The 26,789-nt window shown below is 72.1% G+C and carries 23 protein-coding genes and 3 tRNA genes; 14 read left to right on the top strand and 12 right to left on the bottom strand.

Translation table 11 applies throughout. The features are described from left to right. Window positions 1-136 precede the first annotated feature (136 nt). The 5 genes from ACIBL4_RS12730 to ACIBL4_RS12710 all read left to right on the top strand — a co-directional run bounded on the left by ACIBL4_RS12730 (window position 137) and on the right by ACIBL4_RS12710 (window position 6,121). The gene (locus ACIBL4_RS12730) at window positions 137-1,573 is read left to right on the top strand and encodes an SLC13 family permease (RefSeq protein WP_399409141.1); all 1,437 of its coding nucleotides are present in this window, start codon (window positions 137-139) and stop codon (window positions 1,571-1,573) included. Window positions 1,574-1,626: 53 nt separating this feature from the next. After that, window positions 1,627-3,084, top strand: a complete 1,458-nt coding sequence (locus ACIBL4_RS12725; RefSeq protein ID WP_399409139.1) for an acyl-CoA synthetase — start codon at window positions 1,627-1,629, stop codon at window positions 3,082-3,084. Next, window positions 3,077-4,447 carry a carboxyl transferase domain-containing protein gene (locus tag ACIBL4_RS12720; protein WP_399409137.1) on the top strand — a complete coding sequence of 457 codons (1,371 nt, stop codon included), beginning with the start codon at window positions 3,077-3,079 and terminating at the stop codon, window positions 4,445-4,447. The genes ACIBL4_RS12725 and ACIBL4_RS12720 overlap by 8 nt, the downstream gene beginning before the upstream one ends. Window positions 4,448-4,527: 80 nt before the next feature. Then, complete coding sequence (locus ACIBL4_RS12715) at window positions 4,528-4,755, top strand: hypothetical protein (protein ID WP_399409135.1); 228 nt, start codon at window positions 4,528-4,530, stop codon at window positions 4,753-4,755. A 328-nt stretch (window positions 4,756-5,083) separates the two neighbouring features. Continuing rightward, window positions 5,084-6,121 (top strand): rod shape-determining protein, encoded by a 1,038-nt coding sequence (locus tag ACIBL4_RS12710; protein WP_399409133.1) that lies wholly within the window; start codon window positions 5,084-5,086, stop codon window positions 6,119-6,121. 24 nt (window positions 6,122-6,145) lie between these two features. On the opposite strand, the gene ACIBL4_RS12705 is transcribed toward ACIBL4_RS12710, so the two are convergent. Continuing rightward, window positions 6,146-7,099 (bottom strand): anti-sigma factor RsbA family regulatory protein, encoded by a 954-nt coding sequence (locus tag ACIBL4_RS12705; RefSeq protein ID WP_399409131.1) that lies wholly within the window; start codon window positions 7,097-7,099, stop codon window positions 6,146-6,148. Continuing rightward, window positions 7,096-7,452 (bottom strand): STAS domain-containing protein, encoded by a 357-nt coding sequence (locus ACIBL4_RS12700; protein ID WP_399409129.1) that lies wholly within the window; start codon window positions 7,450-7,452, stop codon window positions 7,096-7,098. Before ACIBL4_RS12700 ends, ACIBL4_RS12705 begins: the two co-directional genes overlap by 4 nt. A gap of 186 nt (window positions 7,453-7,638) precedes the next feature. Here ACIBL4_RS12700 and ACIBL4_RS12695 point away from each other — a divergent pair, with 186 nt between their 5' ends. Together ACIBL4_RS12695 and ACIBL4_RS12690 are read left to right on the top strand one after the other, a co-directional pair. Next, window positions 7,639-8,334 (top strand): ANTAR domain-containing protein, encoded by a 696-nt coding sequence (locus ACIBL4_RS12695; protein WP_399409127.1) that lies wholly within the window; start codon window positions 7,639-7,641, stop codon window positions 8,332-8,334. A 154-nt stretch (window positions 8,335-8,488) separates the two neighbouring features. Continuing rightward, window positions 8,489-8,638: a hypothetical protein gene (locus ACIBL4_RS12690; protein WP_399409125.1), complete on the top strand. Its 150-nt coding sequence runs from the start codon at window positions 8,489-8,491 to the stop codon at window positions 8,636-8,638. Window positions 8,639-8,810: 172 nt separating this feature from the next. On the opposite strand, the gene ACIBL4_RS12685 is transcribed toward ACIBL4_RS12690, so the two are convergent. Next, window positions 8,811-10,493 (bottom strand): SWIM zinc finger domain-containing protein, encoded by a 1,683-nt coding sequence (locus ACIBL4_RS12685; RefSeq protein ID WP_399409123.1) that lies wholly within the window; start codon window positions 10,491-10,493, stop codon window positions 8,811-8,813. 192 nt (window positions 10,494-10,685) lie between these two features. Between ACIBL4_RS12685 and ACIBL4_RS12680 the strand changes: the two genes are divergently transcribed. Then, a complete protein-coding gene (locus ACIBL4_RS12680) occupies window positions 10,686-10,949 on the top strand; it encodes a type II toxin-antitoxin system Phd/YefM family antitoxin (protein ID WP_142164117.1) in 264 nt (87 codons plus the stop codon). Then, entirely contained in the window at window positions 10,946-11,200 is a 255-nt protein-coding gene (locus ACIBL4_RS12675; RefSeq protein ID WP_399409120.1) for a Txe/YoeB family addiction module toxin, read from the top strand. The genes ACIBL4_RS12680 and ACIBL4_RS12675 overlap by 4 nt, the downstream gene beginning before the upstream one ends. Window positions 11,201-11,635: 435 nt before the next feature. Here the strand turns inward: ACIBL4_RS12675 and ACIBL4_RS12670 are convergent. From ACIBL4_RS12670 to ACIBL4_RS12660, 3 genes are all read right to left on the bottom strand, one after another. Beyond that, window positions 11,636-11,712: transfer RNA gene (locus ACIBL4_RS12670), tRNA-Ile, on the bottom strand. A gap of 188 nt (window positions 11,713-11,900) precedes the next feature. Further along, window positions 11,901-11,973, bottom strand: a tRNA-Asn gene (locus ACIBL4_RS12665). Between the two features lie 5 nt (window positions 11,974-11,978). Further along, window positions 11,979-12,051, bottom strand: a tRNA-Asn gene (locus ACIBL4_RS12660). A 160-nt stretch (window positions 12,052-12,211) separates the two neighbouring features. On the opposite strand from ACIBL4_RS12660, the gene ACIBL4_RS12655 reads away from it, so the two are divergent. From ACIBL4_RS12655 to ACIBL4_RS12640, 4 genes are all read left to right on the top strand, one after another. Continuing rightward, window positions 12,212-12,517 carry a YtxH domain-containing protein gene (locus ACIBL4_RS12655; protein WP_086560002.1) on the top strand — a complete coding sequence of 102 codons (306 nt, stop codon included), beginning with the start codon at window positions 12,212-12,214 and terminating at the stop codon, window positions 12,515-12,517. Window positions 12,518-12,688: 171 nt separating this feature from the next. Further along, complete coding sequence (locus tag ACIBL4_RS12650) at window positions 12,689-14,137, top strand: FGGY-family carbohydrate kinase (RefSeq protein WP_399409117.1); 1,449 nt, start codon at window positions 12,689-12,691, stop codon at window positions 14,135-14,137. A gap of 103 nt (window positions 14,138-14,240) precedes the next feature. Continuing rightward, window positions 14,241-15,974: an ABC transporter ATP-binding protein gene (locus ACIBL4_RS12645; protein WP_399409115.1), complete on the top strand. Its 1,734-nt coding sequence runs from the start codon at window positions 14,241-14,243 to the stop codon at window positions 15,972-15,974. Beyond that, on the top strand, window positions 15,974-17,902 hold the full coding sequence (locus ACIBL4_RS12640) for an ABC transporter ATP-binding protein (RefSeq protein WP_399409113.1): 1,929 nt from the start codon (window positions 15,974-15,976) through the stop codon (window positions 17,900-17,902). Before ACIBL4_RS12645 ends, ACIBL4_RS12640 begins: the two co-directional genes overlap by 1 nt. Window positions 17,903-18,071: 169 nt before the next feature. On the opposite strand, the gene ACIBL4_RS12635 is transcribed toward ACIBL4_RS12640, so the two are convergent. From ACIBL4_RS12635 to ACIBL4_RS12615, 5 genes are all read right to left on the bottom strand, one after another. Beyond that, on the bottom strand, window positions 18,072-19,364 hold the full coding sequence (locus ACIBL4_RS12635) for an RNA polymerase sigma factor (RefSeq protein WP_399409111.1): 1,293 nt from the start codon (window positions 19,362-19,364) through the stop codon (window positions 18,072-18,074). Window positions 19,365-19,450: 86 nt separating this feature from the next. Next, window positions 19,451-21,373 (bottom strand): DNA primase, encoded by a 1,923-nt coding sequence (gene dnaG / locus ACIBL4_RS12630; protein WP_399409109.1) that lies wholly within the window; start codon window positions 21,371-21,373, stop codon window positions 19,451-19,453. Between the two features lie 38 nt (window positions 21,374-21,411). Further along, complete coding sequence (locus tag ACIBL4_RS12625; RefSeq protein WP_399409107.1) at window positions 21,412-22,677, bottom strand: NAD(P)/FAD-dependent oxidoreductase; 1,266 nt, start codon at window positions 22,675-22,677, stop codon at window positions 21,412-21,414. 167 nt (window positions 22,678-22,844) lie between these two features. Beyond that, complete coding sequence (locus tag ACIBL4_RS12620; RefSeq protein ID WP_399409105.1) at window positions 22,845-24,122, bottom strand: deoxyguanosinetriphosphate triphosphohydrolase; 1,278 nt, start codon at window positions 24,120-24,122, stop codon at window positions 22,845-22,847. Window positions 24,123-24,258: 136 nt separating this feature from the next. Beyond that, a complete protein-coding gene (locus ACIBL4_RS12615; protein WP_399409103.1) occupies window positions 24,259-25,032 on the bottom strand; it encodes a sirohydrochlorin chelatase in 774 nt (257 codons plus the stop codon). Window positions 25,033-25,247: 215 nt separating this feature from the next. Here ACIBL4_RS12615 and ACIBL4_RS12610 point away from each other — a divergent pair, with 215 nt between their 5' ends. Then, on the top strand, window positions 25,248-25,934 hold the full coding sequence (locus ACIBL4_RS12610) for a vancomycin high temperature exclusion protein (protein WP_399409101.1): 687 nt from the start codon (window positions 25,248-25,250) through the stop codon (window positions 25,932-25,934). 72 nt (window positions 25,935-26,006) lie between these two features. Here the strand turns inward: ACIBL4_RS12610 and ACIBL4_RS12605 are convergent, their stop codons facing one another. After that, entirely contained in the window at window positions 26,007-26,774 is a 768-nt protein-coding gene (locus tag ACIBL4_RS12605) for an enoyl-CoA hydratase-related protein (RefSeq protein ID WP_399409099.1), read from the bottom strand. Between the last annotated feature and the right edge of the window lie 15 nt (window positions 26,775-26,789).

Below are 26,789 nucleotides of genomic sequence, written 5' to 3'. Positions count from 1 at the left end.
CAATTCTTACGCACCCCCTTGACGGACGCCCGGGCCGCACCCACGCTGTTCAGCCAAACGCACCCGAGTGGTTCAGCCACTCGACCACTCTCCTGGGTGCTCCCAGCCGCTCCGGGGCCCAACGACGGGAGCCCGTATGTCCCCCGAACTCATCTCGATCCTCGTCCTCGTCGTGGTGTTCGTCATCGCCACCACCCGTTCCGTCAACATGGGCGCGCTCGCCTTCGCCGCCGCCTTCGGGGTCGGCGGGCTCGTCGCCGATCTCGACGCGGACGGCATCTTCGCCGGCTTCCCCGGCGACCTGTTCGTCGTCCTGGTCGGCGTCACGTACCTCTTCGCGATCGCCCGCGCCAACGGCACCACCGACTGGCTGGTGCACGCCGCCGTCCGGCTCGTGCGGGGGCGAGTCGCGCTCATCCCCTGGGTGATGTTCGCGCTGACCGGCGCGCTCACCGCGATCGGCGCGGTCAGCCCGGCCGCGGTGGCGATCGTCGCGCCGATCGCCCTGAGCTTCGCCGCCCGGTACGGGATCAGCCCGCTGCTGATGGGCGCGATGGTCGTCCACGGCGCCCAGGCCGGCGGCTTCTCCCCCATCAGCATCTACGGCTCGATCGTCAACGGCATCGTGGAACGCGAGAAGCTCCCCGGCAACGAGGTGGTCCTGTTCCTGTCGTCCCTCGCGGCGAACCTGGTGATCGCGGCGGTGGTGTTCGTCGTCTGCGGCGGCTTGAAGCTGTGGGCCCAAGGGGCGGTAGACGACGGCGCGGGGGACGGCGGCGGCAGCCCCGCTCCGGCTGCGGGCACTCCCGCCCCCGTTGCGGGCAATCCCGCCGCCGCTGCGGGCAATCCCGCCGCCGCTGCGGGCAGTCGTGCCGCTGGGGCGGCACCGGTCCCACAGAAAGCGGCACCCCGCGACGCCGGGCTGCGCACCGACCCGACCTCAGCAACCGGCACGCTGAGCCCGGAAACGACCAGCCTCACCCCGGCCCGCATAGCCACCCTCACCTCCCTCCTGGCCTTGGTGGTCGCCGTCCTCGTCTTCGACCTGGACGCCGGCCTCACCGCCATCACCCTCGCCGTCGTCCTCAGCACGCTGTGGCCGGAAGACAGCCGCAAGGCGACAGGCCAGATCGCCTGGCCGACCGTCCTCCTCATCTGCGGCGTCCTCACCTACGTCGGCGTCCTCGACGAGATGGGCACCATCACCTGGGCGGGCGAGGGCGTAGGAAACATCGGCGTCCCCCTGCTGGCAGCCGTCCTGCTCTGCTACATCGGGGCACTCGTCTCGGCCTTCGCCTCCTCCGTGGGCATCATGGGCGCCCTGATCCCCCTGGCCGTGCCGTTCCTGGAACGGGGCGAGATCGGCGCGATCGGCATGGTCGCCGCACTGGCCGTGTCGGCGACCGTCGTGGACGTGAGCCCGTTCTCCACGAACGGCGCACTCGTCCTGGCCGCCGCCCCGGACGTCGACCGCGAGCGTTTCTTCCGGCAGCTGATGGTGTACGGAGGGATCGTGGTGGCGGTCGTACCGGCGGCGGCGTGGCTGGTCATGGTCGTGCCCGGATGGGGATAGACAGCCCCGCCGCCCACGGACAACCGCAGGCAACAGCTAAGGAGATGTGACGCGTGACCCCCCTCTTCCCGGCCCTGACCGAAACCCTGACCGAGGCCCCGGCCGACCGCCCCGCCCTCCGTTTCGGCGAGCGCTCCCTGACCTACGCGCAGCTCGCCGCCGCGGCCGGCGCACTCACGGGCCGCATCGGCGAGGCCACGCGGGTCGCCGTATGGGCGACCCCCACCATGGAGACCGCCGTCGCCGTCGTCGCCGCCCTGCTGGCCGGCGTCCCCGCCGTACCGCTCAACCCGAAGTCGGGCGAGAAGGAACTCGCGCACATTCTGTCCGACAGCGCGCCCGACCTGGTGCTCACGTCCCCGGACGACCAACTCCCCGCGCCCGTACGGGACCTTCCCCGTCTCGACGTCGACGTGCACGGCACCGGGCCGGTCCCCGAGGACCACGCGGACGACGAGGACCCGGCACTGATCGTCTACACCTCCGGCACCACCGGCCCGCCCAAGGGCGCCGTCATCCCGCGCCGGGCGATCGCCTCGACCCTGGACGCGCTGGCCGACGCGTGGCAGTGGACGGGCGACGACGTCCTCGTCCACGGACTGCCGCTGTTCCATGTGCACGGCCTGGTCCTGGGCACCCTCGGCCCGCTGCGGCGCGGCGGCTCGGTGCGGCACCTGGGCCGCTTCAGCACGCAGGGCGTGGCCCGGGAGCTGAACGCGGGCGCGACCATGCTGTTCGGCGTGCCGACGATGTACCACCGGATCGCGGAGGCGGTGACCGGCGACCCGGAGCTGGTCAAGGCGCTGACCGGGGCGCGGCTGCTGGTGTCCGGGTCCGCCGCGCTGCCCGTGCACGACCACGGGCGGATCGCGACGGCGACGGGGCGGCGGGTGATCGAGCGGTACGGCATGACGGAGACGCTGATGAACACCAGCGTCCGTGCCGACGGCGAGGCCCGCCCGGGCACGGTCGGGGTGCCGCTGCCGGGCGTGGGGCTGCGGCTGGTCGAGGAGGACGGCTCGGAGGTCACCGCGTACGACGGGGAGACGGTGGGCGAGATCCAGGTGCGCGGGCCGAACCTGTTCACCGAGTACCTCAACCGGCCCGACGCCACCGCCGCCGCCTTCACCGCCGACGGCTGGTTCCGCACGGGCGACATGGCGGTGCGCGACCCCGACGGCTATGTCCGGATCGTCGGCCGCAAGGCCACCGACCTGATCAAGAGCGGCGGTTACAAGATCGGGGCGGGGGAGATCGAGAACGCGCTCCTGGAACACCCGGGGGTGCGGGAGGCCGCCGTCACCGGGGAGCCGGACGCCGACCTGGGCGAGCGGATCGTGGCGTGGATCGTCCCGGCGGATCCCCAGTCCCCGCCCTCACTCGACGAGTTGGCGGACCACGTGGCGGGGCGGCTCGCCCCGCACAAGCGCCCGCGGGTCGTCCACCACCTCGGCGCCCTCCCCCGCAACGACATGGGCAAGATCATGAAGCGGGCGCTGCCCCATGACTGAGCGCCCCGCTACCGAGCGCCCCGCGGCCGAGCGCCTCTCCGCCCGCGCGATCGCCGACGCCCTCGCCGACGACGCCACCTTCACCGAACTGCCCGCCCCCATAAGGGACTCCAAGCCCGACGGCCCGCTCGGCTGGCCCGGCTACGACGCCCTGCGCGCCCGTGCCGCCGAGCGCACCGGCGAGCGGGAGTCCGTGGTCTGCGGCACCGCCCGCGTCGGCGGCACCCGGGCCGTGCTGATCGCCTTCGAGTTCGGCTTCCTCGGCGGCTCGCTCGGCGAACGCACCGGCGACCGGCTGGAGGCGGCGTACACCTACGCCCGTGAACACCGCCTCCCGGTCGTGCCGCTGGTCGCCACGGGCGGCAGCCGGATGCAGGAGGGCATGCTCGCCCTGACGCAACTCCAGCGCGTGGCCCGGCAGTCGGCGCTCACCCGGGAAGCAGGGCTCGCGCAGATCGCCGTGCTGCGCGACCCGACCACCGGGGGCGGCTGGGCCACCCTGGGCGCGGGCGCCGACGTCGTCCTCGCGCTGCCCGGGGCCCAGGTCGGCTTCGCCGGCTCCCGGGTGCGGCCGGCGGACGCGGACCCGGCGGCGTACACGGCCGAGGCGCAGGTCGCGGCGGGCGCGGCGGACGCGGTCGTCCGGCCGGAGGAGCTGCGCGAGACGCTGGGCCGGTGGCTTCGGCTGCTGACGTGCCCGTCCGGCACGCCGGCCCCGCCGCCCGAACCGCTCGGCGACGAAACGGGCCTGCCCGCCACCGGCTGGGACGCCGTCCGGCGCGCCCGCTCGCCCCGGCGCCCCCGCGCCGCCGCCTACCTGGACGTCTACTTCTCCGACCGGGCCGCGATCAGCGGCGACCGCTGCGGCGGCACGGACCCGGACGGCATGCTGTGCGGCTTCGGCACGCACGAGGGCCGTACGGTCGCGTACGCCGCGCAGACCGGAACCGCGACCCGCCCCGCCGGCTACCGCACCGCCGCCCGTCTGATCCGCCTCGCGGACCGGCTGGGCGTCCCGGTGCTGACCCTCGTCGACACCCCGGGCGCCGCCAACGACGCGGCGGCGGAGCGGCAGGGCGCGGGCGCCGCGATCGCGGACCTGTTCGGCGCGGTGGCGGGCGCCCGCACCCCGGTGACGACGCTGGTGATCGGCGAGGGCGGCTCCGGCGGCGCGCTGGCGCTGGCCGCGCCCGGCAACACCTGGGCCACCCCGGACAGTTACTTCTCGGTGATCGCGCCGGAGCTCGCGGCGGCCATCCTCAAGCGGCCGCCGCGCGAGGTGGAGGCGACGGCGGACCAGCTCCGCATCCGGCCGCAGGATCTGGTGGAGCTGGGGGTGATCCGGGGGACCGTGGGACCATGAGTCCGGTGGTGCCCCCACACACCATCAAGTACCTTCCGTCACAATGGATATGTCCAACGCGACGGACCACGGGGGGTGTCATGGACGGGTTGGTCGAGTTCAGAACCGGTGACGGTGCCGTGGTCGCGGTCGAGGCGGTGGAGGAGCCGTCCGGCTCCCGCCTGGTCTCCCGGGGCGACGGCACGGTCCAGGCGACCCGCACCTTCGAGGGCGCCCCGCCGCCCGGCAGCTCGACGAAGCGGGCTGCGAAACCACCGTCACCTCCCTGGCCCCACTCCTGGAGGCCGCGCGCTCCCTTTGAGGCCTAGGGGGTGTCCGTAAAGTCCCGTCGTCCGCCCGGAGGGCGGGCCCTGCGGCTTGCGGTGCGTGCTCTGGGTGCGGCGAGTGGGGGCACCTCCCACGCCCTTAAGGCAGTGGGGGGAGCGTGCCGGGCGTCGCGGGGCAGGCTCGACTCTGCGGACACGCCCTGGAAGGCCGAACCGCCCGTTCGGCGGCGCCCCGCCCGGCCCCCTCCGGAAGGCGCCCCCGTCCCCTCCCGCGCACGATGCGAGGGAGGCCCGCCGCCCGGCGGCCCCACGTATGCGAGGCCCGCCACCTGGCGGCCTCCCACGGTCTGTGCTCTCGGGAGGACCTGCCATGACCGCCAGTCTGGAGCAGTTGCGCCGCTGCCACTTCGCCGTCGACCTCGGGGCGGCGCGCACACGCGTCTACGTCAAGGGCGCCGGGCTCGTCGTCGACCAGCCCTCCGCCGCCGCCGTGAACACCCGCACCGGCGCGCTGATCGCGGTCGGCGAGCTCGCGGAGAAGATGACGGGCCGCACCCCGGACTACATCCGGGTGGTACGGCCGGTCTCCGGCGGCACCGTCGTCGACATCGAGATGGCGCAGCGCATGCTGCGGCACCTGCTCGGCGACAAGATGCGCCGCAGCCTACGCCGCAAGCCGATCCTGCGCGCCGCGGCCTGCACCCCGCACGACGCCGACCCGCTCGCCCAGCGCGCCGCCATCGAGACGCTGGTCGGTCTCGGGGTCCGCCGCGTGGAGCTGGTCGACACGCTGATCGCCGCCGCCGTGGGCTGCGGACTGCCCGTGGAGCAGCCCGAGGCCACCATGATCATGGTGTGCGGTGCCGCGGCGACGCAGGTGGCCGTGCTCTCCCTCGGGTCGATCGTCACCGCCGAGCGCATGCCGGTGGGCGGTGAGGCCGTCGACCACGCGATCGTGCAGCACCTGCGCCACGAGCACGAACTGATCCTGCCCAGCCAGTCGGTACGGCCGCTGCAGCTCGCCCTGTCCGGCAACGGCCTCACCCCGCACGGCCCGGCCTCGACGGAGATCCACGGGCGGGACGTCGCCACGGGCCTCGCCCGCTCCGTCCAGGTCGACACCGCCGCCGTGCGGGACGCCATCCAGACGCCGCTCACCGCCATCCTGGACGGCATTGGCAAGGTGCTGCGCTCCTGCCCGCCCGACCTGGTCGCCGACCTCGCCGACCGGGGCATCATGATGGTCGGCGGCAGCGCGCTGCTGCCGGGCCTGGACCAGATGCTGCGTGAGGCGACCGGGATGCCCGTGCACATCGCCGAGCGCCCGGACGTGTGCGCCGTGCAGGGCCTCGGCGCGATGCTGGAGGGCAGGATCGAACCGCTGGCGCTGGATCCGCTGGGCTCCTGAGCCGCCGGGGTACGGGGCCCGCCCTCAGCGGGCGAACCAGCAGCGCACGGTCGTCCCGCTGTCGCCCCGGTGCACCCGTACCAGGTCGGCGATGAGATTCACCAGCAGCAGCCCGCGCCCGCCGCGCTGGTCCCGGGGCACGGGCCGGCGCCCGGCCAGGACGTCCGCGAGCCGCCCTTCGTCGCGCACCTCGCACACCACGTACCCGTCCTCGGTCCAGACCCGCAGCACTCCGGAACCGCCGCCGTGCACCACGCTGTTGGTGGTGAGCTCGGCCATGGCGAGGGCCAGGTCGTCCAGCTTGACGCCTGTGAGCCCGAGCCGCGTGCCCTCCGTCACGGCCACGTGCCGGGCCTGGGAGAGCGAGCCGGAGTCGAAGGCGAACGTCAGCGCGTCCGGCACGGGCGGCAGCGCCTCGTTGTAGCGGTCGACGACGTCCCCGGGCGCGTACGCGTCGCTGCCCTGCTCCATCCGGGAGCCGGAGGGGATGACCGTGGGATGGGTGGCGTAGGCGTCGGCGAGGACGTGCTCGGGGAGCTGCTCGGTGTCGTACGGGCACAGGATGGTCGCCGTACGGCCCCGGAAGGCCGCGTTGATGAGCGCCTCGTGCTGGACACAGGCGGGGTACTCCGTGTCGGAGCGCCCGGCCCAGATGGGCTCGCCGATGATCCGCACCCGGCGTCCGGGCGGCTGGGCGTCGGCGAACGCGCGTAGCACACCGGGGATGATCCGCCCGGGATTGCGGCCGGCCTCGCACATGTCCAGCAGCCGCACCGACTCGGCGGCCTCGCCGAGCGCGTCCCGGATCAGCGCGAGGTTCTTGCCGGGCACCGCGACGGCCACGGGTTCGCCGGCCGCCAGGCCCTCGCGCACGAAGGGCACGGTGACGTCGAGGTACTCGGCCTCGTCACGGTAGAAGAGCGCGGGATGGACGAAGGGCTCGAGGGGGCCGAAGGGTTCGGCGACGGAAGCGGTCATGACACCGACACCTCGATCCCGGTGTGGTCGGGCCACAGCAGGTCCAGCGTCCGCCGCAGAGCCGGCGGCGGCTGTCGCACCACGAACCGCTTGCCGGCCCCGAGCTGCCCGGCGGCAGCCGCGAGCGCGCCCGCGCCCGCGACGTCGACGAACGTCACGTCGGACAACTCCAGGTAGTACACGTCCTCATCCTCGCGAACGGCCTGCTCCAGTACGCCTTCCCAGATCGCACGTGTCGTCAGGACGACCTCGCCCGCCGCCCGGACACCCTGCCGCCCGGCCAACGGGAACACCGCCAGGCCCGGCACGGGACCGCTGGACCCGGCTGCCGGCACCCGATACTGAGTGTTCAAGCCCCTCTCCCCACGCTTGTGGACCACAGCGCTCGTACCCGTCCGGGAGAGGCTCATTCCCCGTTGTCGTGTGTACTACGCCGTACGGCGGGCAGGCGAACCTCACACCGACGTCCACGGGGGCGAGTGACGTCGTGCGGTTCCGCGAGGAGGAACACGACCGAAGAGGACCGAGAAGGCGGTGACATGACGTCTGCGGCATCACCACAGCGCACAGGAGGGTTGAACACACTGGTCATCAGTGGCCGCGTGGACGCGGAACAGGCCGAGCTCACCCCGTGCGGTGAGCTGGTTCACGGCTGCACGGACACACTGGCCAGGGCCCTGGCCGAGCTGCCGCCCACGATCACGCGGGTGGAGCTGGACATGGCGGGCGTGCACTTCATGGACACGGCGGGCCTGCAGTTCCTCGACGTACTGGCCGACTTCGCCCGGCAGCGCTTCATGACGGTCACGACCACGAACTGGAACGGCCAGCCGCGCCGGATCCTGGAACTGGCGGGCCTGGACACGACCGACCCCCTGCGTCCCGCGCCCGACCCCGACCCCGAGCCCGCCCAGCCGTCGGCCCCGGCCTCCTCCGCGGTCGCCCTGGAACGCTCGGAGCGCCTGCACGTCCTCCAGGAGGAGGTCGAGCAGCTCCGCCAGGCCATCGCCTCCCGCCCGGTCATCGACCAGGCCCGGGGCATCCTCATGGCCACCCACGGCTGCACGTCCGACGAGGCCTGGCACATCCTGCGCGAGACCTCCCAGCTCTCCAACACCAAGCTCCGCGACGTGGCCGCCGCCGTGACGGCCGGCGCGAAGCCCGACGGGCCCCGCCCGTCCCCCGAACTCCGCGAGGCCTTGCAGCGAGCCCTCACCCGCCGGGGCCGAACCTGACCCGGGGCCGGAGGAACCCTCCCTCGGCCGCCGCTCCGGTACGTCACCGGCCCGGCCCAGGGTGCACCGCGGCCCATCGGGGTACTCGGCTGGCCACGGCCGGAGCGCGGGACCCGCCTGCTCCGGTTCCACCGGCACGGACAGGAGGAATCCGATGAGCGACCACACCCCGTCCCAGGCCGAGGGCGACCGGGACGACCAGCAGGACGCGCCCGAGCGCACCACGCCGGCGCACCCCACCCCGTCCCAGGCGGAGGGCGACCGCGACGACACCGCCACGGAGGAAGACGACACCGGCTCCTGACAGGGCCCCGGCCCACATGCACCAGGGCCCTTCTGACACGTCGCACAACCTGGACGTGCCGTCCTCGTTGTGAGCGGTGTGCCTCGCGCGAACAAATTGCCTTCCGGCGGGGAGAGCCGGCCCCTGTCCCTGTCGTTCTCCCATCGCCGATGAGCCCTGTGCCGGAGCCCTTTCACAGCCCGTACCGGTCGAGGATGCTCATCAGCTTGCGCCGACGTTTCAGTTCGGCCCGCAGGCCGGCGAGATGGCCGGTGAACGCCTCCTGCGTCCCCAGCGCGCGATGGCAGTCACGGGCACCCAGCAGCAGCCGGGCCAGACGCTCGTAGGCACGGTCGCCGGTCGGCTCCTTCAGCCGCTCGACCAGCCTCAGGTAGACCGCGAGCGCCTCGGCCGGGTGCGTCTCGCGCGACAGGTCGGCCAGGCGTTCCCACTGCCGGTCGTCGGCGAGGCCGGCGGCCTCGCGCCAGGCCGCGTCCACATCGCCGTCATCGAGCAGCGCGTCGATCAGCACGGGGCCGCCATACCGGCCGCCGCGCTCACGGCGGGCGTCCTCCCTCAGGACGGCCAGCGCGGCCACACGCTCGGCCTCCCAGCACTGCGCCGCCTGAGCGGCAGAGCGCAGCTGCTGATAGGCGGCCAGAGACGGCTCGGCCTGGAACCGGTCCCGGCGCACCCCGACCACGTCGGCCGGCCGCCCCGCCTTCGCGTAACGGGCACACACATAGTCGACCAGGTGGCCATCGATGTGCGTCTCGGCGGCGCAGTCCCGAAGTCCGCGCTCCGCCCACGTGAGCGCCTCGTCCGCGCGACCCGCCGATTCGAGTTCCTCGGCGATGCGCAGATGGGCGGCACCGGACGGGTCGAGGTCCTGTGCGTACAGGGCGACCAGCGCGTCGACGTCGCCCTCCGCCTTGACCAGGCGTTCCATCAGATACCGCTCCGCCCACCCGGACGGCCTGCGCCGCCGCGCCTCGGCCGCCAGCTGCCGCAGGCGGGCAAGCCCGCTCGGTCCCAGCACCTCGGCGTAGCCGAGCGGGTCCAGGTCCGTCACCCCGCTGCCGTTGCCGAGGACCTGGCCGACCAGCCACTCGGCCAGCCGCTCCGGATCGGGGCGCGCTACTCCGCACGCCTCCCGATGGGCCTCGACCACCGTGTCAGCGGCCTGCCCGACCACCCCGTCGGAGTCGTCGATCTCCTCGTACGCCTCCCCCAGCACCCGGATCGCCTCCTCGGCCAGACCGACCGCCTGCGCCGCCTGCCCGCCGGCGGTCAGGGCGCGCAGCGCGGCCGCCGCCTCTGCCACCTGCTGCGCATACCCGGAGGCATCGGCGTACTCGACGTACCCGTACCGGGCGAAAGGCCGCGGATCGATCAGCGCCAGGATCCGCTCCCGGACGGTACCGAGGTCGGAACGAGCAGCGGCGGCCCGCAGCTCCAGGCGCCGTCGCAGCCCGCGGTCCTCGGCGATCTGCTCCCGCACCAGCGCCAGGAGTTCGTCCCGTGACAGCGTCCCGAGCCACGCCTCCAGGCCGGAGGCCCGTGCCCGTGCGGCGGCCCGCTGACGCGGGATCGTCCTCGCCCGCCGCAGCACGGTCAGCCCCACCGCCACACAGTGCTTGCAGAAGTTGCCCTCCTGACCGTACGGGCAGTCACACCACCCCGAGAGCCCGTCGTCCCCACCCAGGGTGAGCTCCACCTCGTAGGCATCCGTCCCCTGCACCACGGCCGTGACCGAGCCCTCCCCCACCTCCAGCCCGCTCACCGCGTCCAGATACCCCAGCCCCCGCTCGAAGGACCGAGTCCCGGCCAGCGCCCGTAGATCGTCCTCGCCGAACCCCACCACTTTCGGTGACACACCGGTATTCAACCGCGGAAGGCGGGGCGGGGAGTCCCGAAGATCTCAGCTATCCCCCTATGAGGGGCCGCAAGCGATGCTCTCGGTGCCCCATCCCGACCTGACGCGCGTCGGGCTCGACCGGGGCCGCCTTGTGGACACGATCAATACTCGTACTATATCTTGTACAAGTCGAGAAGGGAGGCGGCAAGCATGTCCATCACCGCCAGCGAGGCGCGCCAGAACCTGTTCCCGCTGATCGAGCAGGTCAACGAGGACCACGCTCCGGTTCACATCACTTCCCGCAAGGGGAACGCCGTCCTCATGTCCGAAGAGGACTTCAGTTCGTGGACCGAGACAGTGCACCTCCTGCGCTCTCCCAAGAACGCCCGTCGCCTGCTCGACTCCATCGCCGAGGCGGAGGCCGGCAAGGCACAGCATCGCGAGCTGATCGACCCCGATGCGGAGCGTGCGTGAAGATCTCGTTCACGACCCACGCCTGGGAGGACTACACCTACTGGGCCGAGAACGACCGCAAGATGGTCAAGCGCATCAACAAGCTGATCGACGACACCACGCGCGACCCTTTCAAGGGCATCGGCAAGCCGGAGCCCCTGAAGGGTGACCTGTCGGGCTACTGGTCCCGGAGAATCGACGACACGCACCGGCTCGTGTACAAGCCGACCGACGATGAGCTGATCATCGTCCAGGCTCGATACCACTACTGACACGGCCCGAAGAATCTGCACGGGTCCCGAAGCGCGCATGACGCTGAGGCGACGCCACCCCAGAACTGCAGCCGCCCAGCCACGCGAGAACACACACGTCGCGGTTCGAGATCCGCACCGTCGAGGCGAGCTCGGCCCTCGAGGCCCGCCATGCGCGCCGAGGCGAACCGCCCGACGCTCTCCACCTCTGCCAGGAGGATCAGTGCGGTGGTGAGCGCCCCCACGCCAGGCAGCGCCGAACGCCCTGCCCTCGGGCCCGCGCCCGCGCCGGGCATCTCACCAGCGACCTGACGCGCCCCCTGTTCGCCTCCGCCACAGCAGACCCGCACGAGGCCGACCGGCCACGGGACGAGGCCCACCGCCGAGGACAGCGCGACCAAGCCGCACTACCGTTCCCGAACCTCGCGTCCCCTGCGTATCCCCTGGGCCTGCGAGTGGTGGGGCGGGTGGGACTCGAACCCACGGCCGACGGATTATGAGTCCGCTGCTCTAACCGGCTGAGCTACCGCCCCATAGCGGCGTGTCGCGTACATGTGTGCGCGCCGTCTGCCGCAGCATAGCCGCTCATACGATCTCCTGCTTCGGCTGGGCGGCTGCGCACGGCCTTCGTGACCATGAGGACTGCGCCCGGCGCCGCGCGGTTCCCGGAAGATCGGAACGGACATGAAAAAGGACCCCTGAGGGGTCCTCGTTCAGCGTGCTCCCCCGACTGGACTCGAACCAGTAACCTGCCGGTTAACAGCCGGCTGCTCTGCCAATTGAGCTACGGAGGACCGAGCTCCCCGGACTGGACTCGAACCAGTAACCTGCCGGTTAACAGCCGGCTGCTCTGCCAATTGAGCTACCGAGGAAGGTCTCGTTTGCATCGAACGTACCTACCTGGGTATTCGCCAGGGGGCGCGTGCTCGCTGCGAGACATACATTAGCGCAAGCAGGGGGGTGCTCCGCCAATCCGTACTCCCCGGCGCCCCACGCCGTACCGGAGACCTACGCAAGGGAAGGGTGAGCGCCATGCGTTACCGGCTCACGTTCGTCGCCGGAGTCGTCCTGGGTTACGTGCTGGGCACGAGGGCCGGACGCGAGCGCTACGAACAGCTGAAGAAGTCGGCCCGCCAGTTCGCGCAGAACCCCGCCGTCCGCAACACCGCGGAGTCGGCGGCCCACCAGGGCCGTGAGTTCGCGGGCAAGGCGTACCACGTGGTGAGCGACAAGGTGGGCGACCGCGTCCCCGACTCGGTGGCCGACCGCGTCCGCCACCTCAAGGAGCGCGCCACCCACAACGGCGGCGAGGACGACTGGGGCACAAGCAATACCTGATCTCCTGATGCCGAGTGGGACCGCGCCCCTGAAAGGGGCGCGGGGCTGTATCGATCTGCGGCTCCGCCGCGTGAGCGCGACCAGCCACAACGAGCCCGCACCCGAAACCCGGCGACACCCCCGCGGCGCCCACGGACCGAGCCAGCGCAGCGGTACGGCAGAATTTTCGCCATGGGGATAGTCGCCGGGTTGGACAGTTCACCCGATTTCACTCGTATCGTCGTCTGTGACACGGACTCCGGAGCCGTGCTCAGGCAGGGATATGCGCCGCATCCGGTGGAGAGCCCCGACAGCGGGGGCCGCCCGTCCGACGTCGACCCGCAGGCCTGGCTGCTGTCCCTGGGCGAGGCCGCGGGCGGCGGGCTGCTGGAGGGCGTGCAGGCCATCGGCGTCTCGGCGCAGCAGAACGCCGTCGTGCCGCTGGACGCGCAGGGCAACACCGTGCGCCCGGCGATGGTCGGCAGCGACAAGCGGACGCAGGTCGCGGCCGCCGACCTGATCGACGCGCTCGGGGGCCGCGAGGCGTGGGCGCAGGCGGTGGGGTGTGTGCCGCAGGCCGCGCAGCCGGTGACGAAACTGCGCTGGCTGGCGCGGACCGAGCCCGAGAACGCGCAGCGCACCGCGATCCTCCTGCAGGCGCACGACTGGCTGGTGTGGCAGCTGCTGGGGCGCCCGGTCCGCAGGACCACCGACCGGGGCGGAGCGTCCGGTACGGGGTACTGGTCCGCGGCGACCGGCGCCTACCGGCCCGACCTGGTCGAGCTGGCGCTCGGGCACCAGGTGATGCTGCCGGAGGTGATCGGCCCGGCGGACGCGGCCGGTACGACGCCGGAGGGGCTGCTGATCTCCGTGGGGACCGGCGAGACCATGGCGGCGGCGTTCGGGCTCGGCATCGGGCTCGGGGACGCCGTGGTGTCGCTGGGCGCGTCCGGGTCCGTGATGGCCGTGCATCCCGAGGCGCTGGTCGACGGCTCCGGGATGATCACCGCGCTGGCCGACGCGACCGGCATGCACCTGCCGGTCGTCACCACGCTGAACGCCGTACGGACGCTGCGCGGGACCGCCGAGCTGCTGGGGCTGCCCGATCTGGAGAGCCTGTCCGAGCTGGCGATGAAGTCGACGCCGGGGGCGCACGGCCTGGTGCTGCTGCCCTATCTGGAGGGTGAGCGCACACCGAACCTGCCGCACACGGCGGGAACCCTGGCGGGGCTCAGGCGTGAGTCGATGAAGGCGGAGCACCTGGCGCGGGCCGCGTTCGAGGGCATGCTGTGCGGGCTCGCGGACGCGCTGGACGTGCTGCGCGCCCGGGGCGTGGAGGTACGGCGGGTGTTCCTGCTCGGTCCGGCCGCCGAACTGCCCGCCGTGCAGGCGGCCGCGCCCTCGCTGTTCGGGACGCAGGTCGTGGTGCCGCAGCCGGCGGACTACACGGCGATCGGCGCCGCCCGGCAGGCGGCCTGGGCGCTCGGGGCGTCCCAGGGCACGCTCGACGCGCGGACCCCGCCGGCCTGGCAGGGCGCGGTCGCGCAGGTGCTGGAGCCCGGGGAGGAGCTGGCCGTGGGGCAGGCGGTCCGGCAGCAGTTCGTGTCGGTGCGGGAGCAGACGCACCCCGGGGCGTTCTGACCGCCTGTTGGGTTAATTCGGTTGAGGTAACGCGGGTGGAGTGTTCGACGATAGGGGCCAGGGGCAACCAACCCGGCCCCGTCGCCCACCCGAGAGAAGCAGCGTGCTCATACCACTTCTGCGGGTCCATCTCAGGCCCTACAAGAAAACCATCGCCCTGCTGGTGCTGCTGCAGTTCCTGCAGACCTGCGCCACGCTCTATCTGCCCACGCTGAACGCGGACATCATCGACCAGGGTGTCGTGAACGGCGACACCGGCTACATCCTGAGCTACGGCGCGTTGATGATCGGCATCTCGCTGGTCCAGGTCGTGTGCAACATCGGTGCCGTGTACTACGGCGCCCGTACGGCGTCGGCACTCGGTCGGGACGTGCGGGCTGCCGTCTTCGACCGGGTGCAGTCGTTCTCCGCGCGTGAGGTCGGTCACTTCGGGGCGCCCTCGCTGATCACCCGTACGACGAACGACGTCCAGCAGGTGCAGATGCTGGCGCTGATGACGTTCACGCTGATGGTGTCGGCGCCGATCATGTGCGTGGGCGGCATCGTCCTGGCGCTCGGTCTCGACGTGCCGCTGTCCGGGGTGCTGGTGGCGGTCGTGCCGTTGCTGGGCATCTGCGTGACGCTGATCGTGCGGCGGCTGCGGCCGCTGTTCCGGGCCATGCAGGTACGGCTGGACGCGGTGAACCGGGTGCTGCGCGAGCAGATCACCGGCAACCGCGTCATCCGGGCCTTCGTCCGGGACGAGTACGAGCAGCAGCGCTTCCGGAAGGCCAACACCGATCTCACGGACTTCGCGCTGGGCACCGGCAACCTGCTCGCGCTGATGTTCCCGATCGTGATGACGGTGGTGAACGTGTCGTCGATCGCCGTGGTGTGGTTCGGCGCGCACCGGATCGACAGCGGGGGGATGCAGATCGGTGACCTGACCGCGTTCCTCGCCTATCTGATGCAGATCGTCATGTCCGTGATGATGGCCACCTTCATGTTCATGATGGTGCCGCGCGCGGAGGTGTGCGCGGAGCGCATCCGGGAGGTGCTCGACACCTCGTCGAGCGTCGTGCCGCCGTCGGCGCCCGTGCGGGAGCTGCGCCGGCACGGTCATCTGGAGCAGCGCGGGGCGGGCTTCCGCTATCCGGGTGCCGAGGAGCCGGTGCTGCGCGGTGTCGACCTGGTCGCCCGGCCGGGTGAGACGACCGCCGTCATCGGCTCGACCGGCAGCGGCAAGTCGACCCTGCTCGGGCTGGTCCCGCGGCTGTTCGACGCGACCGAGGGGCAGGTGCTCGTGGACGGCGTCGAGGTGTCGGAGCTGGACCCGGAGCTGCTCGCGAAGACCGTCGGAATGGTGCCGCAGAGGCCGTATCTGTTCGCGGGCACGGTGGCGACCAACCTGCGCTACGGCAACCCGGACGCCAGCGACGAGGAGCTGTGGCACGCGCTGGAGGTGGCGCAGGCCAAGGAGTTCGTGGAGCGGCTGGAGGGCGGGCTCGACGCGCCGATCGCGCAGGGCGGGACGAACGTCTCGGGCGGTCAGCGGCAGCGGCTCGCGATCGCCCGGACGCTGGTGCAGCGCCCGGAGATCTACCTCTTCGACGACTCCTTCTCCGCGCTCGACTACGCCACGGACGCCGCCCTGCGGGCCGCGCTCGCGCAGGAGACCTCGGAGGCGACCGTGGTGATCGTCGCCCAGCGGGTGGCGACCATCCGGGACGCCGACCGGATCGTCGTCCTCGACGAGGGCCACGTCGTGGGCACCGGACGGCACCACGAGCTGATGGCGGACAACGAGACCTACCGGGAGATCGTGCTCTCCCAGCTCACGGAAGCGGAGGCTGCCTGATGGCCGGGCCCATGGGGCGGATGATGGCCGGGGGCGGCCCCGACCAGCGCTCGCTGGACTTCAAGGGGTCGGGCAAACGGCTCGTCGCGCGGTTCCGGCCGGAGCGGCTGACCATCGGCGTGCTGCTGCTGTGCGTGGTGCTCAGCGTCGGCCTCAACGTCGTCGGGCCGAAGATCCTCGGCAAGGCGACCGACCTGGTCTTCGCGGGCATCGTCGGGCGGGACATGCCGGAGGGGGCGAGCAAGGAGCAGGTCCTCGACCAGATGCGGCAGCGCGGCGACGGTGATGTCGCCGACATGCTGCGCAGCACCGACTTCACACCCGGCGAGGGCATCGACTTCACCGCCGTCGGACATGTGCTGCTGCTCGCGCTGGGCGTGTTCCTGGTGGCCGGGCTGCTGATGGCGGTGGCGACGCGGCTGGTCAACCGGGCCGTGAACCGCACCATGTTCCGGATGCGCGAGGACGTGCAGACGAAGCTGTCGCGGCTGCCGCTGTCGTACTTCGACAAGCGCCAGCGCGGTGAGGTGCTGTCCCGGGCGACGAACGACATCGACAACATCGGGCAGACGCTCCAGCAGTCGATGGGGCAGCTCATCAACTCGGTGCTCACCATCATCGGCGTCCTCGCGATGATGTTCTACGTCTCCTGGGTCCTGGCGCTGGTCGCGCTGGTGACCGTGCCGCTGTCGTTCGTCGTCGCCACGCGCGTGGGCAAGCGGTCGCAGCCGCACTTCGTGCAGCAGTGGCGTTCGACGGGCAAGCTGAACGCGCACATCGAGGAGATGTACACCGGGCACGCGCTCGTGAAGGTGTTCGGGCGTCAGGAGGAGTCGGCGCAGCAGTTCGCCGAGCAGAACGAGGCGCTGTACGAGGCCGGGTTCCGGGCGCAGTTCAACAGCGGGGTCATGCAGCCGCTGATGTTCTTCGTGTCGAACCTCAACTACGTGCTGGTCGCGGTCGTCGGCGGACTGCGGGTCGCCTCGGGCTCGCTGTCCATCGGCGATGTGCAGGCCTTCATCCAGTACTCGCGGCAGTTCTCCATGCCGCTGACGCAGGTCGCGTCCATGGCGAATCTGGTGCAGTCGGGTGTCGCCTCTGCGGAGCGGGTCTTCGAGTTGCTGGACGCGGAGGAGCAGAGCGCCGATCCGGTGCCGGGCGTGCGGCCCGAGGAGCTGCGCGGGCACGTGGCGCTGGAGCACGTGTCGTTCCGCTACGACCCCGAGAAGCCGCTGATCGAGGACCTGTCGCTGAAGGTCGAGCCCGGGCAGACGGTGGCCATCGTCGGCCCGACGGGTGCCGGCAAGACGACGCTGGTGAACCTGCTGATGCGGTTCTACGACGTCACCGGCGGGCGCATCACCCTCGACGGGGTCGACATCGCGCGGATGTCCCGGGACGAACTGCGCGCGGGGATCGGCATGGTGCTCCAGGACACGTGGCTGTTCGGCGGCACGATCGCGGAGAACATCGCGTACGGGGCGTCCCGGGAGGTGACCCGCGGGGAGATCGAGGAGGCGGCCCGGGCCGCGCACGCGGACCGGTTCGTCCGGACGCTGCCGGACGGGTACGACACGGTGATCGACGACGAGGGGACGGGGGTCAGCGCGGGCGAGAAGCAGCTGATCACCATCGCGCGGGCGTTTCTGTCCGACCCGGTGATCCTGGTGCTGGACGAGGCGACGAGTTCGGTCGACACGCGTACGGAGGTGCTGATCCAGAAGGCGATGGCCAAACTCGCGCACGGGCGGACGTCGTTCGTCATCGCGCACCGGCTGTCGACGATCCGGGACGCGGACGCCATCCTCGTCATGGAGAACGGGTCCATCGTCGAGCAGGGCGGGCACGAGGAACTGCTGGCGGCGGACGGGGCGTACGCCCGGCTGTACAAGGCGCAGTTCGCGCAGGCGGCGGCTGAGGTCGACTGACGGGTCGCCCGGCGTTGGGGCTGGGCGCGGGTGGGTGCGCAACCCGGCGCTGCGGGGTGCCGCTGCGCCCACCCGTGCCGCCCCAGCGGCACGACTGCCCGCAGCTGGGGCGGCCTGTTTGGGGGCGCGGGGAACTGCGCGACCGGCCCCCGCCGGCCCGCAGGCGGCATCAGTCCAGGTAACCCCTCAGCTGGTCCGCGAAGGCGTGGTCGCGGAGTTTGTTCAGGGTCTTCGACTCGATCTGCCGTATCCGTTCCCTGGTGACGCCGAAGATGCGGCCGATCTCCTCCAGCGTGCGGGGGCGGCCGTCGGCGAGGCCGTAGCGGAGCTGGACGACCTTGCGTTCCCGCTCCCCCAGCGTCGACAGGACCGCTTCCAGGTGCTCCTTGAGGAGGAGGAACGCGGCGGACTCGACGGGGCTGGTGGCGTCGCCGTCCTCGATGAGGTCGCCGAGGGCGACGTCGTCCTCCTCGCCGACGGGCGCGTGCAGGGACACCGGCTCCTGAGCGAGGCGCAGCACTTCGCTGACGCGCTCCGGGGGCAGGTCGAGTTGGGCGGCGACCTCTTCCGGTGTCGGCTCGTAGCCCCGTTCCTGGAGCATGCGGCGCTGGACGCGGACGACCCGGTTGATGAGCTCCACGACATGAACGGGAACGCGTATCGTGCGGGCCTGGTCGGCCAGGGCGCGGGACATGGCCTGGCGGATCCACCAGGTGGCGTAGGTGGAGAACTTGTAGCCGCGGGCGTAGTCGAACTTCTCGACGGCCCGGATGAGTCCGAGGTTGCCCTCCTGGACGAGGTCGAGCATGGTCAGGCCGCGCCCGACGTAGCGCTTGGCGACGGAGACGACCAGGCGCAGGTTGGCCTCGATGAGGCGGCGCTTGGCCATCCGGCCCATGACGACGAGCCGGTCGAGGTCCAGTGCCAGCTGGCTGTCCAGGTCGGGGGCCAGCCGCAGCTTCTCCTCGGCGAACAGGCCGGCCTCGACGCGGCGGGCGAGTTCGACCTCCTCGGCGGCGGTCAGCAGGGGGATGCGGCCGATCTCCCGCAGGTACTGGCGGAACAGGTCGGAGGAGGGGCCGCCGGTGTCGGGGCGGGCTCGCGGCGGTTCGACGGGCTCGGGAGCCTCGGTCGTCTCGACGGCTTCGGCGGGCGGCTCCTCCGGTTCCGTCTCGGGGCGGAGCACGACGCGGCCTTGCGCCGGGACCGCGGGGAGGACGTCGTCCTCCCCGTCAGGTGCGGCGCCGTCAGCGCCGATGGCGCCGCTGACGTCGGTCTGGGTGAGGGTCTGGGTCTGCACGGGGGCGACCTCCAGGATGATCGCTGCCAAGGCGGGCGGCAGCGGTACTTCGGGGGCGGAGTCGGCGGCCTCGCCGCTGTCCGTCCCGTACGCGATGAGCGGAACCGCGGGGGTCTGGGACCCGTCGGGGACGGATCGGCCGCGCTCCGAGGACTCAGGCACCGGAACCCAGTGTGGGGTAAGACACATCGTCGCCACGAGGGGCGTGCGATGACTTTTTGCTTCCGGTCCGTGACCGCGCGGTGACCTCAGAGCGCGGCGGCGCCGTGTTCCCGGAGGGCCTGGTCGTACTGCTGGAGGACCCAGAGCTCGTTCTGCACGGCGGCCAGCTGGGCGGGGTCGCCGTGGGTGCCGAGGCGGGTGAGCTGGCCGGTGATGTCGCGGATGCGGCGTTCGACGGCGCGGCGGCGGACGGTGACCAACTGGGCGCCCGCGTAGGTCTCGTCGACGCCCTTCACGCCCTTGTGCAGCAGGATCGCCTCGACGGCCAGTTCCGTCACCATCGCGCGGACCGTGTCGTCCGGGGCGGCCTCGCGGACCTTCACCAGGTAGTCCTGGGGGTCCGCGACGCCCAGTTCGGCGCCGCCGGCGTCCAGGATGGCCTGGCGTACGGCGGCGTAGGGCGGGGCGGTGAACTCGTCGACGCCGTACGCGTCGAAGGCCGGTGAGACCAACTCGGGGCGCTGGAGGGCGAGTTTGAGGAGTTCGCGTTCGGTGGCGTAGACGGGGTTGCGGAGGTTGAGGGCCGGGCCGCGGGGGCCTGCGGACGGCTGGGTTGCGGCGTACTGCTGGGATCCGTGCTGGTGCCGGTCCGGGGCGGGGCCCTTGCCGCCTCGGTCGCGGGCCCAGCGGGCCAGCTGGGCCACGCGTTTGACCACGAACTGGGTGTCGAGGATGCCGAGCATGCCGGCGAGCTGGACGGCGACCTCGTGCTGGGCGCCGCTGTTCTTGATGCGGGCGACGATCGGGGCGGCCTCGTCCAGGGCGGCGGCGCGGCCGGCCGGGGTGTCGAGGTCGTAGCGGCTCACGATCTGGCGCAGGGCGAACTCGAAGAGCGGGGTGCGGGGTTCGACCAGGTCCGCCACCGCCTCGTCGCCCTTGGCGAGGCGCAGGTCGCAGGGGTCCATGCCGTCGGGGGCGATGGCGATGTACGTCTCGGCGGCGAACTTCTGGTCGTCCTCGAAGGCGCGCAGGGCGGCCTTCTGGCCGGCCGCGTCGCCGTCGAAGGTGAAGATGACGCGGGCCGAGCCGTTGTCCATCAGCAGCCGGCGGAGGATCTTGATGTGGTCGCCGCCGAAGGCCGTGCCGCAGGTGGCGATGGCGGTCGTCACCCCGGCCAGGTGGCAGGCCATGACGTCCGTGTAGCCCTCGACGACCACCGCGCGGCTCGTCTTCGCGATCTCCTTCTTCGCCAGGTCGATGCCGTAGAGGACCTGGGACTTGCGGTAGATCGGCGTGTCGGGCGTGTTGAGGTACTTGGGGCCGTTGTCCGCCTCGTAGAGCTTGCGGGCGCCGAAGCCGACGACCTCGCCGCCGATGTCGCGGATGGGCCACATCAGCCGGCCGCGGAAGCGGTCGATGGGGCCGCGGCGGCCCTCCTGGGCGAGGCCGGAGAGCAGGATCTCCTTGTCGGTGAAACCCTTGCCGCGCAGATAGCGCGTGAGGTGGTCCCAGCCCTGGGGGCTGTAGCCGACGCCGAAGTGGACGGCGGCGGCCTGGTCGAAACCGCGCTCGGCGAGGAAGACCCGGCCGGTGTCGGCCTCGGGGGACGTCGCGAGCTGTTCCGCGTACCACTCGGCCGCGATCTTGTGGGCCTCGACCAGGCGGATCCGTTCGCCGCGCTGGTGGGAGGGGTTGTACCCGCCCTCCTCGTAGCGCAGGGTGATGCCCGCCTGGCCGGCCAGGCGCTCGACCGCCTCCGAGAAGGAGAGGTGGTCGATCTTCATCACGAACGTGATGGTGTCGCCGCCCTCCTGGCAGCCGAAGCAGTGGAAGAGTCCCTTGCTCGGGCTGACCTGGAAGGACGGTGACTTCTCGTCGTGGAACGGGCACAGTCCCTTGAGGTTGCCGCCGCCCGCGTTGCGCAGCTGGAGGTACTCGGACACCACGGCGTCGATCGGGACCGCGTCCCGTACCGCCTTCACGTCCTCGTCGTTGATCCGTCCAGCCACGCAGCGATTCTACGGGGGCGCGGTGACAGTCCTGACGGCTACGAGGCGAGGCTGTCCAGCGGTGCGTGCGGGTCGGCCAGCGCCTCCGTGTCCACCCGGGCCCTGGAGCGGATCAGCTGCTGGATCTTGTCTGTGACATCCCACACGTTCACGTTCATCCCGGCCAGCACCCTGCCCTCCTTCACCCAGAAGGCGATGAACTCGCGCCGGCTCGCATCGCCCCGGATCACCACCTGGTCGTAGGTCCCCGGCGGCGCCCAGCCGGAGTACTCCATGCCGAGGTCGTACTGGTCGGAGAAGAAGTAGGGCACGCGGTCGTACGTCACGTCCCGGCCGAGCATGCAGCGGGCGGCCGCCGGTCCGCCGTTCAGCGCGTTGGCCCAGTGCTCCACCCGCATGCCGGTCTCGAAGAGGGGGTGGGGGAAGGAGGCCACGTCGCCGGCCGCGTAGATGTCGGGGTCGGAGGTGCGCAGCCGCTCGTCGACCACGACGCCGCCGCCGCGCGCCCGCTCGGCGATCTCCAGCCCGGCCGCCTCCGCGAGAGCGACCCGCGGGGCCGCGCCGATCGCGGCCAGGACGTCGTGCGCCGGGTGTTCCTCGCCGTCGTCCGTGCGGGCCGCGAGGACCATGCCGTCCTGGCCGACGATCTCGGTGAGCCGGCTGCCGAAGTGGAAGCGGACGCCGTGGTCGCGGTGCAGGTCGGCGAAGAGCTGGCCGAGCTCGGGGCCGAGGACGTGGTGCAGCGGGGTCGGCCCGCTGTGGACCACGGTGACCTCCGCGCCGTACTCGCGGGCCGCCGCCGCGACCTCCAGGCCGATCCAGCCGGCGCCCGCGATCACGAGGTGCCCGTTGTCCCGCCCGAGGTTGGTCAGGACGTGCTTGAGCCGCTCGGCGTGGGCGAGCCGGCGCAGGTGGTGGACGCCGGCCAGGTCCGTGCCCGGGATGTCCAGGCGGCGGGGCTCGGCGCCGGTCGCCAGGAGCAGCTTGTCGTAACGGACGACCGTGCCGTCCTCGCCGAAGCGGACCGTCCTGGCCGCTCGGTCGATCGCGTCGACGGTCTGGCCGAGATGCAGCTCGATGTCGTTCGCCGCGTACCAGGCGGGCTCGTGCACGAAGACGCTGTCGCGTTCCTCCTTGCCCAGGAGGTAGCCCTTGGACAGCGGCGGACGCTCGTAGGGGTGGTCGCGTTCGTCGCAGATCAGTATCACCCGGCCGGTGAAGCCCTCCGCCCGGAGCGTCTCGGCCGCCTTGGCGCCGGCGAGTCCGCCTCCGACGATGACGAATGTCTGATCCGCGTCGACCACTTGGTGCCTCCTCGTAAGGGTGTCGCCACTTGCGAGCGTCCCGCACGGAGCGTGATGCGGGAAGAGGGAGTGACCCGATCAGGCCACGGAGGGTCACGATCGGGCGTGCCGTGTTCCCTTGTTTCCCGGGTGTCGTCCCCTGTTTCCCAGGGGTGTTCCCACCAGTCTCATGCGTGCCCTGTCAGACGGGCGTGAAGCGAGCGGGCGGAGGTGTCGGTGAGGGAGGCGATCTGGTCGACGATCACCCGTTTGCGGGCCCGGTCGTCCGGTGCCCGGTCGAACAGGGCGCGGAACTGCGGGTCCAGGCCGTCCGGGGCGCGGGCGGTGAGCGCCTCGGCGAGTTCGGCGACGACGACGCGCTGGTCGGCGCGCAGGCGTTCCTGCTCGGCGCGCTGCATGACGTAGAGGTCGGCGACGGCCTTGAGGACGGCGCACTCCAGACCGGCCTCGCGCGGCACGACCAGTTCCGCGGCGTACCGGGTGAGCCGTCCGGCGCCGTACGCGGTGCGGGTCGCGGTCTCGGCGGCCAGGCAGAAGCGGCCGATGAGCTGGCTGGTGGCGTCCTTCAGACGGGCCTGGGCGACGGCGGTGCCGTCGTAGCCGTGCGGCCACCACTCCTGGGCGAGCAGCCGGTCCAGGGCCTCGGCGAGTTCGGCGGGGTCGGTGTCCGCCGGTACGTAGCGGTCCCTGGCGACCTGGAAGACGTCCTGCCGTTCGGGCTCGGCGTGCAGGCAGTTCGGGTCGATGTGGCCGGCGTGCAGGCCGTCCTCCACGTCGTGCACCGAGTAGGCCACGTCGTCGGACCAGTCCATGACCTGCGCCTCGAAGCAGGTGCGGGTGCCGGGGGCGTCCTTGCGGACCCAGTCGAAGACCGGGCGGTCGTCGTCGTAGACACCGAACTTGCGGGACTCCGGGTCGGTGGGGTGGGCGCCGCGGGGCCAGGGGTACTTGGTGGCGGCGTCGAGGGCGGCGCGGGTGAGGTTGAGGCCGACGGAGCCTTCGGGGGTGAACCGTTTGGGCTCGATGCGGGTGAGGAGTCTGAGGGACTGGGCGTTGCCCTCGAAGCCGCCGCAGTCCGCCGCGAACTCGTTGAGGGCCGCCTCGCCGTTGTGGCCGAAGGGCGGGTGGCCGAGGTCGTGGGAGAGGCAGGCGGCTTCCACGAGGTCCGGGTCACAGCCGAGGGCCGCGCCCAGTTCGCGGCCGACCTGGGCGCATTCGAGGGAGTGGGTGAGGCGGGTGCGGGGGCTGGCGTCCCAGGCCGGGCCCATGGTGCCGGGCGTCACCACTTGGGTTTTGCCGGCGAGTCTTCTCAGGGCGGCGCTGTGCAGGACTCGGGCACGGTCGCGTTGGAAGGCGGTGCGGCCGGGGCGTTTGTCTGGTTCCGGGGCCCAGCGGTCGGCTGACGCCGGGTCGTAGGCCGGGGGGTGTTGTGAGGTGCCTGCCATGTGTCGACAGTACGGGCATGGGTGTGCTGCTGTGTGCCTGAGCGTTTGCCGGGTTCGGGTGTGTGGCGGGTGCGGGTTGAGTGTGGCTGGTCGCGCAGTTCCCCGCGCCCCTTGGGTACCTGCACCGACCCGCGTTCTAAGCCGATGCCAATTCGGGCACAGCCGATGAAGCCGCCGCCAGCGTCTCGTCGTAGCGGTGGAGGAGGAGGTGGGCCATGGACGGGTGCGTGCCGAGGGGGGCCGCCGCTATCCAGGGGGCCGACTGGGCGCACTCCGTGGCGAAGCGGCCGGGGGCCGTGAAGTAGGAGGCCAGGGCTATGTGGCGGCGGCCCCTGGCGAGGAGGGTGCGGACGGCCGTTTCCACCGTGGGGGTCGCCGCGGAGGCGTAGGCCGGGAGGACGGGGACGCCCAGGCGGACCGCGAGGAGGTGGGCCGTGCGGGTGGTGTCCGTCTTGGCGTCCGGGTCGCGGGAGCCGGCCGCGGCGAGCACCACCGCGCTGCTGCTGCGGGGCGTGCCGCCCCAGCCCGCCTCCTCCAGGCGGGACTGGAGGGCGTCCACCAGCAGGGGGTGCGGGCCGAGGGGGGCCGCCAGGTGGGTGCGGGCCCTGGAGGCCGCGGCCATCTCGGGGATGTCCTGCTTGACGTGGTAGCCGCGGCTGAGGAGGAGGGGGACGAGGACCGCCTCCGTGTCGCCCAGGGCGGCGAGCGTGTCGGGGAGCAGGGGGGCGTTCAGTTCGATGTGCCCGAGGTGCACCGGCACGTCGGGGCGCTGCGCGCGGACGCGGTCCAGGAGCGCGCGTACGGTGCTCAGCGCGCGGGGGTCGCGGCTGCCGTGCGCCACGACCACGAGGGCGGGCGGGGCCGGGCGGCGCGTGGCGGGCTGCGGGACGAGGCTGAGCTGGCTGGGCATGGCATCGATGGTCGCCGCCGCACGTTGCCTTCCCGTTGCGTGGGCGTCACGGGTGTTTTCCGGCGGTTCACGATGCGGGACGGGTGGAGTGTGAGGCGGCTTGACCTGGCGGTTCCGTGTAACGGGTGAAGCTGGTCACGCACCGGCGGATGAACCGGGCGGTCCGTGTGGACGTCCCTGACTGTCGAGGGGCCGACCTGGGGAGGGACCGTCCGATGCGTCCTGTGACGTTCCGCAGACCGCGGCTGCCGCGTACCCGGCGGGGGCAGCGGCGGCTGGTGCAGGCGGTGATGGCCGGGTGTGTGCTCGCGCTGCTGCCGGCGACCTGGATGTACGTGGCCGCGGGTGACCGGCTGCGGACGGCGGCGGACGTGCCGCGGACCGATGTGGCCGTGGTGTTCGGTGCCGGGCTGTGGGACGGGGAGCCGTCGCCGTACCTCGCGCACCGGCTGGACGCGGCGGCCTCGCTGTACCGCGCGGGGCGGGTGAAGGTGGTGCTCGTCACCGGGGACAACAGCCGCGAGGACTACGACGAGCCGGACGCGATGCGGGTGTACCTGACGCGGCACGGGGTGCCCGACGGGCGGATCGTCAGCGACTACGCGGGGTTCGACACCTGGGACTCGTGTGTGCGCGCGAAGAAGATCTTCGGCGTGGACGAGGCCGTGCTGATCAGCCAGGGCTTCCACATCCGGCGGGCGGTGGCGCTGTGTCAGGCGGCGGGCGTCGAGTCGTACGGGGTGGGCGTGGACGCCGTGCACGACGCGACCTGGTACTACGGGGGCGCCCGGGAGATCCTCGCCGCCGGGAAGGCGGCTCTGGACGCGGTGTTGCGTCCGGATCCCCGGTTCCTCGGGCCCCGGGAGCCGGGCGTGGAACGGGCGTTGGCCACGGCCGAGTAGCGGATTGCCGCCGTCGGCGGGGGGGCGGGAGCGCGGCCCGTGCGCTCCCGCCCGTGGCTCGCCTGTGGCCGATCAGCGTGCGTGGAAGCGCGGGGGGCGCTTCTCCAGGAACGCCGTCATTCCCTCCTTCTGGTCCTCGGTGGCGAACAGGGCGTGGAACACCCGCCGTTCGTAGCGCAGGCCGTCCCGCAGGCCCGTCTCCAGGGCCCGGTCGACGCACTCGCGGGCCGCCCTGACCGCCATACGGCCGTACGAGGCGATGGCCGCCGCCGCTTCCAGGGCCTCGGCGACGACCCGGTCGTCGGGGACCACGCGGGAGACCAAGCCGCAGCGCTCGGCCTCCCGGGCGTCCATCGTGCGGCCGGTGAGGATCAGGTCCATCGCCTTGGCGCGGCCGGCCAGACGGGTCAGCCGCTGGGTGCCGCCGATGCCGGGGATCACGCCCAGTTTGATCTCCGGCTGGCCGAACAGGGCCGACTCGCCCGCGACGACCAGGTCGCACATCATGGCCAGCTCGCAGCCGCCGCCGAGCGCGTAGCCGGACACGGCGGCGATCTTCGGGGTGCGCAGGTCCGCGAAGTCCTCCCAGGCCGCGAAGTAGTCCTCGGACATCATGTCGACGGCCGATCTGCCCGCCATCTCCCTGATGTCCGCTCCGGCCGCGAAGACCTTCTCCGAGCCCGTGACGACGAAGCAGCCGACATCGGGGTCGTCGTCCAACGGGCCGAGGAGGCCGAGGAGTTCGGCGAGCAGTTCGGAGCTGAGCGCGTTGAGGGCGTGCGGGCGGTGCAGGCGGACGGTCACGACACGGCCGTCCCGTTCGGCTTTCAGGTGGTTCATCTTTCCTCCCTGGAC

Origin of the sequence: Streptomyces sp. NPDC050416 (genome assembly GCF_044458845.1) — a bacterium.
In the GTDB taxonomy this organism is placed as follows: Bacteria; Actinomycetota; Actinomycetes; order Streptomycetales; family Streptomycetaceae; genus Streptomyces.
Note: the sequence above shows the minus strand (reverse complement) of the source record. Positions and strands in the feature narration are given on the sequence as shown.

Bases quoted from the DNA above. Each gene is read 5' to 3' on its own strand.
- ACIBL4_RS12730 (WP_399409141.1), top strand. From the start codon at position 137: ATGTCCCCCGAACTCATCTCGATCCTCGTCCTCGTCGTGGTGTTCGTC.
- ACIBL4_RS12720 (WP_399409137.1), top strand. From the start codon at position 3,077: ATGACTGAGCGCCCCGCTACCGAGCGCCCCGCGGCCGAGCGCCTCTCC.
- ACIBL4_RS12715 (WP_399409135.1), top strand. From the start codon at position 4,528: ATGGACGGGTTGGTCGAGTTCAGAACCGGTGACGGTGCCGTGGTCGCG.
- ACIBL4_RS12710 (WP_399409133.1), top strand. From the start codon at position 5,084: ATGACCGCCAGTCTGGAGCAGTTGCGCCGCTGCCACTTCGCCGTCGAC.
- ACIBL4_RS12705 (WP_399409131.1), bottom strand. From the start codon at position 7,099: ATGACCGCTTCCGTCGCCGAACCCTTCGGCCCCCTCGAGCCCTTCGTC.
- ACIBL4_RS12695 (WP_399409127.1), top strand. From the start codon at position 7,639: ATGACGTCTGCGGCATCACCACAGCGCACAGGAGGGTTGAACACACTG.
- ACIBL4_RS12690 (WP_399409125.1), top strand. From the start codon at position 8,489: ATGAGCGACCACACCCCGTCCCAGGCCGAGGGCGACCGGGACGACCAG.
- ACIBL4_RS12680 (WP_142164117.1), top strand. From the start codon at position 10,686: ATGTCCATCACCGCCAGCGAGGCGCGCCAGAACCTGTTCCCGCTGATC.
- ACIBL4_RS12655 (WP_086560002.1), top strand. From the start codon at position 12,212: ATGCGTTACCGGCTCACGTTCGTCGCCGGAGTCGTCCTGGGTTACGTG.
- ACIBL4_RS12650 (WP_399409117.1), top strand. From the start codon at position 12,689: ATGGGGATAGTCGCCGGGTTGGACAGTTCACCCGATTTCACTCGTATC.
- ACIBL4_RS12640 (WP_399409113.1), top strand. From the start codon at position 15,974: ATGGCCGGGCCCATGGGGCGGATGATGGCCGGGGGCGGCCCCGACCAG.
- ACIBL4_RS12620 (WP_399409105.1), bottom strand. From the start codon at position 24,122: ATGGCAGGCACCTCACAACACCCCCCGGCCTACGACCCGGCGTCAGCC.
- ACIBL4_RS12615 (WP_399409103.1), bottom strand. From the start codon at position 25,032: ATGCCCAGCCAGCTCAGCCTCGTCCCGCAGCCCGCCACGCGCCGCCCG.
- ACIBL4_RS12610 (WP_399409101.1), top strand. From the start codon at position 25,248: ATGCGTCCTGTGACGTTCCGCAGACCGCGGCTGCCGCGTACCCGGCGG.
- ACIBL4_RS12605 (WP_399409099.1), bottom strand. From the start codon at position 26,774: ATGAACCACCTGAAAGCCGAACGGGACGGCCGTGTCGTGACCGTCCGC.